Source organism: Mycobacterium sp. (assembly GCF_035499775.1).
Lineage (GTDB): Bacteria > Actinomycetota > Actinomycetes > Mycobacteriales > Mycobacteriaceae > Mycobacterium.
Genome location: NZ_DATJYB010000031.1, coordinates 1 through 9,294, shown reverse-complemented (window position 1 = coordinate 9,294; position 9,294 = coordinate 1). Strand labels below are relative to the sequence as shown.

General features: G+C 66.3%; 8 protein-coding genes. 3 read left to right on the top strand and 5 right to left on the bottom strand.

Going from position 1 to position 9,294, the window contains the following annotated elements:
* Both VML93_RS01805 and VML93_RS01800 read right to left on the bottom strand, forming a co-directional pair.
* The coding region (locus tag VML93_RS01805) for a D-alanine--D-alanine ligase family protein (protein WP_325607060.1) at positions 1-1,012 on the bottom strand (1,012 nt) is incomplete at its 3' end.
* 125 nt (positions 1,013-1,137) lie between these two features.
* Positions 1,138-2,148, bottom strand: coding sequence for an NAD(P)H-dependent glycerol-3-phosphate dehydrogenase (locus tag VML93_RS01800; protein WP_325607058.1), 1,011 nt, complete (start codon positions 2,146-2,148; stop codon positions 1,138-1,140).
* 98 nt (positions 2,149-2,246) lie between these two features.
* Between VML93_RS01800 and cofC the strand changes: the two genes are divergently transcribed.
* The 3 genes from cofC to VML93_RS01785 all read left to right on the top strand — a co-directional run bounded on the left by cofC (position 2,247) and on the right by VML93_RS01785 (position 6,222).
* Positions 2,247-2,897, top strand: coding sequence for a 2-phospho-L-lactate guanylyltransferase (gene cofC, locus VML93_RS01795; protein WP_325607056.1), 651 nt, complete (start codon positions 2,247-2,249; stop codon positions 2,895-2,897).
* 54 nt (positions 2,898-2,951) lie between these two features.
* Complete coding sequence (locus tag VML93_RS01790; RefSeq protein ID WP_325607054.1) at positions 2,952-5,183, top strand: RNA degradosome polyphosphate kinase; 2,232 nt, start codon at positions 2,952-2,954, stop codon at positions 5,181-5,183.
* A gap of 82 nt (positions 5,184-5,265) precedes the next feature.
* Positions 5,266-6,222 carry an NUDIX hydrolase gene (locus tag VML93_RS01785; RefSeq protein ID WP_325607052.1) on the top strand — a complete coding sequence of 319 codons (957 nt, stop codon included), beginning with the start codon at positions 5,266-5,268 and terminating at the stop codon, positions 6,220-6,222.
* Positions 6,223-6,285: 63 nt separating this feature from the next.
* Here VML93_RS01785 and VML93_RS01780 read toward each other — a convergent pair whose 3' ends face one another.
* The 3 genes from VML93_RS01780 to leuC form a co-directional block, all read right to left on the bottom strand.
* Positions 6,286-6,924, bottom strand: coding sequence for an HU family DNA-binding protein (locus tag VML93_RS01780; RefSeq protein WP_325607050.1), 639 nt, complete (start codon positions 6,922-6,924; stop codon positions 6,286-6,288).
* A gap of 211 nt (positions 6,925-7,135) precedes the next feature.
* On the bottom strand, positions 7,136-7,732 hold the full coding sequence (gene leuD / locus VML93_RS01775) for a 3-isopropylmalate dehydratase small subunit (protein WP_325607048.1): 597 nt from the start codon (positions 7,730-7,732) through the stop codon (positions 7,136-7,138).
* Between the two features lie 28 nt (positions 7,733-7,760).
* Positions 7,761-9,182 (bottom strand): 3-isopropylmalate dehydratase large subunit, encoded by a 1,422-nt coding sequence (leuC, locus tag VML93_RS01770; RefSeq protein WP_325607046.1) that lies wholly within the window; start codon positions 9,180-9,182, stop codon positions 7,761-7,763.
* Positions 9,183-9,294 lie beyond the last annotated feature (112 nt).

Here is a 9,294-nt window from a genome sequence, read left to right as displayed (position 1 = left end):
TGAAGCCGGGCATGGTGTTGATCTCGTTGATCACCGGGCCGTCGTCGGTGAGGAAGAAATCAACCCGGGCCAGACCTTGGCAGTCGATGGCCCGAAACGCCCGGATCGCCAGCTGGCGCACCGCATCGGCGATTTCGTCGTCGACCTTGGCGGGCACGTCCAATTCGGCTGCGTCGTTAAGGTATTTGGTCGCGAAGTCGTAGAAGGCGTCCTCGCGCCCGCGCACCCCGGCCACCCGGATCTCCCCCAGCGTGCTGGCTTCCACTGTGCCGTCGGGCATTTCGAGCACGCCGCACTCCAGCTCGCGGCCGTTGACCGCCGCCTCGACGATCACCTTCGGGTCATGCCGGCGGGCGTCGGCGACTGCGGCGGGCAGCCGGTCCCAGCCCGACACCCGGCTGACGCCGATCGACGAGCCACCCCGTGCGGGTTTGACGAACACCGGCAGCCCGAGCCGCTCGCACTCCTCGGGATACAGCTCGGGACTTTCCGCGGCCCGCGACGGGCGCAGCACCACATACGGGCCGACCGGAAGCCCGTCGGCGACCAGCAGCTTCTTGGTGAACTCCTTGTCCATGCCCGCGGCGCTGGCCAGCACACCGGCGCCGACGTAGGGCACACCGGCGAGCTCCAGCAGGCCCTGGATGGTGCCGTCCTCGCCGTACGGGCCGTGCAGCACCGGGAACACGACGTCGACCGAGGTCAAGACCTCGCCGGCACCCGGGGGCAGAGACACGAGCTGGCCGCCCCGGCGCGGATCGGCAGGCAGGGCCAGCTCGGTCCCCGACGCGGAGCTCACCTCGGGTAATTGCCGGTTGGTGATGGCCAGCGCATCCGGGTCGCCGTCGGTGAGCACCCACGAGCCTTCCGGGGTGATTCCGACCGCGACCACGTCGAACCGATCCGGGTCCAGATTGCGCAAAATGCTGCCCGCGGACACGCACGAAATGGCGTGCTCGTTGCTGCGCCCGCCGAAGACGACGGCCACGCGGACGCGCTCGCTGGCACTCACAACCTAGAGAGGCTACCGGTTATGGCGCCCAGAGGTCGGGTCCAACGCCCCGAGCTGGGGTTTTCCCGATGGTGGCGACCCGCTGCGCCCGGCTGCGCCGCGCTTGCGATCGCCACTGGGCCGGCTCACTCCGGCTTGGTGCTGCGACCCAGCAACAGCGCCATCGCCTCGTCCACCGACAGGCCTTTGTGGCAGACCCGGTGCACCGCGTCGGTCAGCGGCATCTCGACGTCGTAGCTGGACGCCAGCGCGAGCACCGACTCGCACGACGTCACGCCCTCCACGACATGCCCGTGCTTGCCCTGCAACGCCTCCTGCACGTTCTCCCGACGGCCCAGGCGTTCGCCCAGCGAGCGGTTGCGTGAATACGGCGAGGTGCAGGTGGCCACCAGGTCGCCGACCCCGGCCAGACCGGCCAGCGTCGCGCCCTTCGCCCCGAGCGCGATGCCCAGCCGCATGATCTCGGCCAGGCCCCGGGTGATGATCGCCGCCGCGGTGTTCTCGCCGAGGCCGACGCCCGACGCCATCCCGCACGCGAGCGCGATGACGTTCTTGCAGGCCCCGCCGATCTCGGTGCCGACGACGTCGGCGTTGGTGTAGGGCCGGAAGTACCCGCTGTTCAGCATGCGCTGCAGCGCGACCGCGCGCCCGGAGTCGCTGCACGCGACGACGGTGGCGGCGGGCTGTCGTTCGGCGATCTCGCTGGCCAGGTTCGGCCCCGAGATCACCGCGACCTGCGACGGGTCCACACCAGTCACCGAAACGATGACCTGGCTCATCCGCATCAGGGTGCCCAGTTCGATCCCCTTGGCCAGACTGACCAGAGTCGCACCGCGCGAGAGCAGCGGCGCCCACTGCTCGAGATTGGACCGCATCGTCTGCGCCGGCACTCCGAGCAACACCGTCGTCGCGCCGTGCAGCGCCTCTGCCGCATCGTCGGTCGCACGGATGCTCTGTGGCAGCAGCGCGCCCGGCAGATAGTCGGGGTTGTATCGGGTGGTGTTGATCTGGTCGGCGACCTCGGAGCGCCGCGCCCAGAGGACGACCTCTCCTTCTGGTCCGCCGGCGTCGGCGAGCACCCTGGCCAGCGCGGTGCCCCACCCGCCGGCACCCATCACCGCTACGGCGCCCGCCATCGACGTCTCCTGTCCGTTTATTGCCTTGCCGGCGCTTCAGATTAGCGCCTGTACGGGCGCCGGCGGGCCCACGGATCGGTGGCTGGCAGGATGGCCTCATGAGCGGCACCCGGGCCGACGGCACACCCGATATCGCGTTGATCGTCGCCGTCAAACGATTGGCCGCCGCCAAGACCCGGTTGGCACCGGTGTTCTCGGCGCGCACTCGGGAGAACGTGGTGCTGGCGATGTTGATAGACACCCTGACGGCGGCGGGACGCGTTCGATCCATGCGCTCGATCACCGTTGTCACGCCCGACGGAGACGCGGCGGCCGCGGCAACCAACCTCGGAGCCGACGTGCTGGCCGACCCGACCCCCGAGGGCGATCCCGATCCGCTCAACAGCGCCATCGCCGCCGCCGAACGCGAGGTTTCCGGTGCGTCCGTCAATGTTGTTGTGTTGCAAGGTGATTTACCGGCCTTGCAGACGCAGGAGCTGGAGGAGGCGATCGCCGCCGCGCGCCACCACCGGCGCAGTTTCGTCGCCGACCGACTGGGCACCGGAACCGCCGCGCTGTGTGCGTTCGGAACCCCGCTGGATCCGCAGTTCGGGTCGGATTCCTCGGCGCGGCATCGCCGTTCGGGCGCCATCGAGCTGACCGGCGCGTGGCCCGGCTTGCGCTGCGACGTCGACACACCCGCCGACCTGGCTGCCGCCCGGCGCCTCGGGGTCGGGGTCGCAACCGCGCGCGCCATCGCGCAGCGCTGACGGGCCGGCACGCAGCAAAACCTGTCCGGGAAGTGAACGACGCACCAACGAAGGATGGATCTCGGTCGGGCGCTGGCCGACCCACTGGTAATACGCAATGATCGCAGGGTGACTGAAATCGAAGCTGAAGCGCGCCCCGACGAGAATCTATGGTCGCACGGCGAATCGCCGGTTGCGGCACCACCCGCGGCCACCCCGGCTCCGATCACCGACCAGTTGCCCGAGGACCGCTACCTCAACCGGGAACTGAGCTGGCTGGACTTCAACGCGAGAGTGCTGGCGCTGGCCGACGACAACTCTCAGCCGTTGTTGGAGCGGGCCAAGTTTCTGGCGATCTTCGCTTCTAACCTCGACGAGTTCTACCAGGTCCGGGTGGCCGGCCTGAAGCGCCGCGACCAGATGGGTCTGTCGGTCCGCTCCGCAGACGGTCTGACACCGCGTGAGCAACTGCGCCGCATCGGCGAACAGACGCAACAGCTCGCCAGCCGGCACGCACGCGTATTCCTCGACTCGGTGCTGCCCGCGCTCGGCGAGGAAGGCATCTCCATCGTCACGTGGGATGATCTGGATCAGGCTGAGCGCGACCAATTGTCGACCTATTTCAACGAGCAGGTCTTCCCCGTGCTCACACCGCTGGCCGTCGACCCCGCCCACCCGTTCCCGTTCGTCAGCGGGTTGAGCCTGAACCTCGCGGTCACCGTCAAGCAACCCGAGGACGGCGGCCAGCATTTCGCCCGGGTCAAGGTGCCCGACAACGTCGGTCGCTTCGTCGAACTCGAAGCCCGAGACAGCGACGACGGCCGGACCATCCTGCGATTCCTACCCATGGAGGAATTGATCGCGGCGTTCCTGCCGGTGCTGTTCCCGGGCATGGAAATCGTGGAGCATCACGCATTTCGCATTACCCGCAACGCCGACTTCGAGGTCGAAGAGGATCGCGACGAAGACCTGCTGCAGGCGCTGGAGCGGGAATTGGCGCGCCGCCGCTTCGGTTCCCCGGTACGGCTCGAGGTCGCCGACGACATGACCGAGGGCATGCTGGAGTTGCTGCTGCGCGAACTCGAGGTGGATCCCGGCGATGTCATCGAAGTTCCGGGGCTGCTGGACCTGTCGTCGTTGTGGCAGATCTACGGCGTCGACCGGCCGGCACTCAAAGACCGGGCATTCGTTCCAGTCACCAATCCCGCCTTCGCCGACCGGGAGACCCCGAGGAGCATCTTCGCGACGCTGCGCGAAGGCGATGTGCTGCTTCATCATCCGTATGACTCGTTCTCGACCAGCGTGCAGCGCTTCATCGAACTCGCTGCCGCCGACCCCAACGTGCTGGCGATCAAGCAGACGCTGTACCGCACGTCCGGTGACTCGCCGATCGTTCGGGCACTCATCTCCGCCGCCGAGGCCGGAAAGCAAGTAGTGGCGATGGTGGAGATCAAAGCGCGCTTCGACGAGCAGGCCAACATCCGTTGGGCCCGCACACTTGAAGATGCGGGCGTGCATGTGGTCTACGGGTACGTCGGGCTCAAGACGCACTGCAAGACCTGCCTGGTGGTGCGCCGCGAGGGCTCGGCGATCCGGCGCTACTGCCATATCGGGACCGGCAACTACAACGGCAAGACAGCACGGCTCTACGAGGACGTCGGTCTGCTGACCGCCTCACCCGACATCGGCGCCGACCTTACCGATCTGTTCAATTCACTGACGGGCTACTCGCGCAAGGTGTCCTACCGCAACATCTTGGTGGCCCCGCACAGTATTCGGACCGGCATCATCGAACGCGTCGAGCGCGAGGTCGCCGCCCACCGGGAAAAGGGCCCCCAAAACGGGAAGGGCCGAATCCGGCTCAAGATGAACGCGCTTGTCGACGAGCAGGTTATCGACGCGCTGTACCGTGCGTCGCGGGAAGGCGTGCGGGTCGAGATTGTGGTGCGCGGCATCTGCGCACTGCGCCCGGGCGCGGAAGGCTTTTCCGAGAACATTCTCGTGCGCTCGATTCTCGGCCGCTTCCTGGAACACTCGCGAATTATCCACTTCAACGCGATCGACGAGTTCTGGATCGGCAGCGCCGACATGATGCACCGCAATCTGGACCGCCGCGTCGAGGTGATGGCGCAAGTCAAGGACCCACGGCTCACCGCACAACTCGACGAGTTGTTCGAGTCCGCGTTGGACCCGGCCACCCGGTGCTGGGAGCTCGGGCCCGACGGTCAGTGGACCGCTTCGCCCCAGGAAGGCCACACCGTGCGCGACCACCAGGTCTCGCTGATGGAGCGTCACCGCAGCCCCTGACTGTGCTGATTTCCCGGGCTGCATCCACGACTGGGTAGCTGCCTTGCCAGCTACCCAGTCGAATTGACTTGCAGGAGTTAACGTGTCGCCCCAGAACTCGTCCGCGCGCCGACGCCCGGGAAGCCGGATCGTGTACGCCGCCGGCGCGGTGTTGTGGCGACCCGCGAGTACCAAATCGACCAAGGGCGCCAAGGACGCAGTCGAAATCGCGGTGATCCACCGGCCCCGTTACGACGACTGGTCGCTGCCCAAGGGCAAAGTGGACCCCGGCGAGACCCCTGCGGTGGCCGCTGCACGGGAGGTGTTCGAGGAGACGGGCCAGCGCGCCGTCCTGGGCAGGCGGCTGGTCATGGTGAGTTACCCGATCGACTCAGGCGTCAAGAAGGTGTACTACTGGACGGCCCGCACCACCGGCGGGGAGTTCATCCCCGGCGCCGAAGTCGACGAGCTGATCTGGCTGCCGGTGGCCGACGCCCTGAAGAAGCTTGACTACGCGCAGGATCGAAAGGTCTTGCGGGAGTTCGCCAAATACCCGGCGGATACGCACACCGTGCTCGTGGTCCGGCATGGGACGGCGGGCAGCAAGGCCCGCTATTCCGGGGACGACACGAAGCGACCGCTGGACAAGAAGGGACGTGCGCAGGCCGAGGCGCTGGTTGCGCAGCTGCTGGCCTTCGGCGCCACCAACGTATATGCGGCCGACCGAGTGCGCTGCCACCAAACGGTGGAACCGTTGGCCGCAGAACTGGGTGTGCGGATCAGAAACGAGACCGCATTGACCGAAGAGGCCTACGCCAAAAACCCCAAACGCGCCCGAAACCGGATGCTGCAGATCGCCGGACGGGCGGGCACACCGGTGATCTGCTCACAGGGCAAGGTGATTCCGGACCTGATCGAGTGGTGGTGTGAACGCGACGGGGTGCGCCCCGACAAGTCCCGCAACCACAAGGGCAGCACGTGGGTGCTGTCGCTGGCGGCGGGCCGGCTGATCGCAGCCGACCATATCGGCGGTGCGCTGGCCGCCAACGTGCGGGCTTAGCGCGCAGATACCCTTCGGCGGCAGCTGCCGTCCGAAGGGTATCTGCGTGTGAGATTTACTGTGTTACTTGCGGCCCCGCCGTGTGGCGGTTGCTTTCTTGGCAGGAGCCTTCTTGGCCGGAGCCTTGGTCGCGGCCTTCTTGGCCGGAGCCTTGGTCGCGGCCTTGCGCACTGGGGCCTTGGCCACAACCTTCTTCACGGCCTTGACGACCTTCTTGGCCGGGGCCTTGGTCGCGGCTTTCTTGGCCGGGGCCTTGGTCGCGGCTTTCTTGGCCGGAGCCTTGGTCGCAGCCTTCTTGGCCGGAGCCTTGGTCGCAGCCTTCTTCACCGCGGCCTTCTTGGCCGGCGCCTTCTTCGCCGCCGCCTTCTTGGCTGCGCTTGTCGCAACACCGCGCTTGACAGCTGGTCCGTCCGCCGGAAGCTTCTGTGTGCCAGAGACAACCGCTTTGAATTGAGCACCCGGACGGAACGCCGGGACGGACGTCGGCTTCACCTTCACCGTCTCGCCGGTACGCGGATTGCGGGCGACCCGCGCCGCGCGGCGCCGCTGTTCGAACACACCAAACCCGGTGATCGTGACGCTTTCACCCTTGTGCACGGCGCGCACAATGGTGTCGACGACATTCTCGACGGCGGCAGTCGCTTGCCGACGGTCCGAGCCCAGTTTCGCGGTGAGCTCATCTATGAGCTCTGCTTTGTTCATCCAATCCCTCCAAGTCTTTGGTCCTCGTTTTGGAACCGACTAGTGGACACGGTAAACCCTTACCTGGCAAATTGCCAAGAGCCACGCGCAATTTCAGGACCCGGCAACCGGAATTTTCGCAATCCGGTTGCCGCCCTTGACCGGTGGCGCGGCCGGAAAATCGGTCCGGTTTGGCCGCGTCTACGGCGGCGAAATTCCCCGCCGAGACGCTTCAGGAGGCAGGTAGAGTGCGCGGTTTCCAGTCCGGGCGAGCCGCCTCGAAAACCTCGATATCGCCGAGTTTCCGCAGCGTAAGGGCTATATCGTCAAGTCCTTCGAGCAGTCGCCACGCCGTGTGATCGTCAATCTTGAACGGCAGCACCACTGTTCCCGCGGTGATATTTCGATCTTGAAGATTGGCAGTGATTTCCAATCCCGGACTCTGCTCGATGAGCTTCCAAAGTAGTTCCACACCGTCTTGGGCAACTTCGGCCGCCAAGAGTCCCGCCTTGCCCGCGTTGCCCCGAAAAATGTCACCGAATCGAGATGAGATAACCACTCGGAATCCGTAGTCCATGAGCGCCCAGACCGCATGCTCGCGCGACGACCCGGTGCCGAAATCCGGTCCGGCAACCAAGACTGAGCCCCGATCAAAGGGGCTGAGGTTTAGCACGAATGACGGATCCGACCGCCAAGTCGCGAACAAGCCGTCCTCGAAACCGGTTCGGGTGACGCGCTTTAAAAAGACCGCGGGGATGATCTGATCGGTGTCGACATTGGATCGCCGCAGCGGCACGCCGATCCCGGTGTGGGTGGTAAAGGCTTCCATGTTCGTCTCGTCCTCTGTTGTGGTGAATTCAATTCAAATCGGCAGGCGCGGACAGGGTGCCGCGAACCGCGGTGGCGGCCGCGACGGCCGGGGACACCAGATGTGTACGGCCCCCTTTGCCCTGCCGCCCTTCGAAGTTGCGGTTGGACGTGGCGGCACACCGCTCCCCGGGCGAGAGCTGATCGGGGTTCATACCCAAGCACATCGAGCAGCCCGCTTGTCGCCACTCGGCGCCCGCGGCGGTGAAAACCTCACCGAGCCCTTCGGCTTCGGCCTGCGCGCGCACCCGCATCGAGCCCGGGACAACCAGCATCCGCACGCCCGGCGCCACCTTGCGGCCGCGCAATATGTCGGCCACCACCCGCAGATCCTCGATGCGGCCGTTGGTGCACGACCCGACGAACACGGCGTCGACCCCGATATCGCGCATCGGCATTCCGGGCCGAAGGTCCATGTATGCCAACGCTTTCTCGGCGGCTTGGCGCGCGGCGTCGTCGGTCATCAGTTCGGGATCGGGCACCGCCGCGGCCAACGGCACCCCCTGGCCGGGGTTTGTCCCCCAAGTGACGAAGGGGCTCAACGAGGCCGCGTCGAGATAGACCTCGGTGTCGAACACGGCTCCGGCGTCGGTGCGCAACTGCTGCCAGTACGCCAGCGCGGCGTCCCACTGGGCGCCCGTCGGCGCATGCGGGCGGCCGCGCAGGAACTCGAAGGTGGTCTCGTCCGGAGCCACCATCCCGGCCCGGGCGCCGGCTTCGATGCTCATGTTGCAGATCGTCATGCGCCCTTCCATGGACAGCGATTCGATGGCGCTGCCCCGGTATTCGATGACATGGCCCTGCCCGCCGCCGGTGCCGATCTTGGCGATCAACGCCAGAATGATGTCCTTGGCCGTCACACCGTCGGGCAACTGGCCGTCGACATTGACCGCCATGGTCTTGAATGGCCGCAGCGGCAACGTCTGGGTGGCGAGCACATGCTCTACCTCGGAGGTGCCGATGCCCATCGCCAGCGCGCCGAACGCGCCATGGGTAGAGGTGTGACTATCACCACACACGACCGTCATTCCCGGTTGAGTGAGGCCCAGCTGCGGTCCGACGACATGCACGATGCCCTGTTCGATATCGCCCATCGGATATAGCCGGATTCCGAATTCGGCGCAGTTTCGACGCAATGTCTCCACCTGGGTGCGTGACACGAGGTCGGCGATCGGCTTGTCGATGTCGAGGGTGGGCACGTTGTGATCCTCGGTGGCCAGCGTCAGATCGGGCCGTCGCACCGGGCGCCCGGCCAAGCGCAGGCCGTCGAAAGCCTGCGGGCTGGTCACCTCGTGCACCAGATGCAGGTCGATATAGATCAGGTCGGGCGCGTCGCCTTCGCCGCGCACCACAACGTGGTCCTCCCAAACCTTCTCGGCCATCGTGCGCGGCTTGCGGGTAGTTGATTCCATCTCCGTCGCCTCTGTTCAGTGATTCGCGGCGCGCCGGACATCTGAGGTGTCATCTCAGAATGCGAGACGCTAGTATCTCTTTGTGAGACAGTCTAGCGGTATCGGCGTACTC

Bases quoted from the DNA above. Each gene is read 5' to 3' on its own strand.
- VML93_RS01790 (WP_325607054.1), top strand. From the start codon at position 2,952: ATGGATCTCGGTCGGGCGCTGGCCGACCCACTGGTAATACGCAATGAT.
- cofC (WP_325607056.1), top strand. From the start codon at position 2,247: ATGAGCGGCACCCGGGCCGACGGCACACCCGATATCGCGTTGATCGTC.
- leuC (WP_325607046.1), bottom strand. From the start codon at position 9,182: ATGGAATCAACTACCCGCAAGCCGCGCACGATGGCCGAGAAGGTTTGG.
- VML93_RS01800 (WP_325607058.1), bottom strand. From the start codon at position 2,148: ATGGCGGGCGCCGTAGCGGTGATGGGTGCCGGCGGGTGGGGCACCGCG.
- VML93_RS01780 (WP_325607050.1), bottom strand. From the start codon at position 6,924: ATGAACAAAGCAGAGCTCATAGATGAGCTCACCGCGAAACTGGGCTCG.
- leuD (WP_325607048.1), bottom strand. From the start codon at position 7,732: ATGGAAGCCTTTACCACCCACACCGGGATCGGCGTGCCGCTGCGGCGA.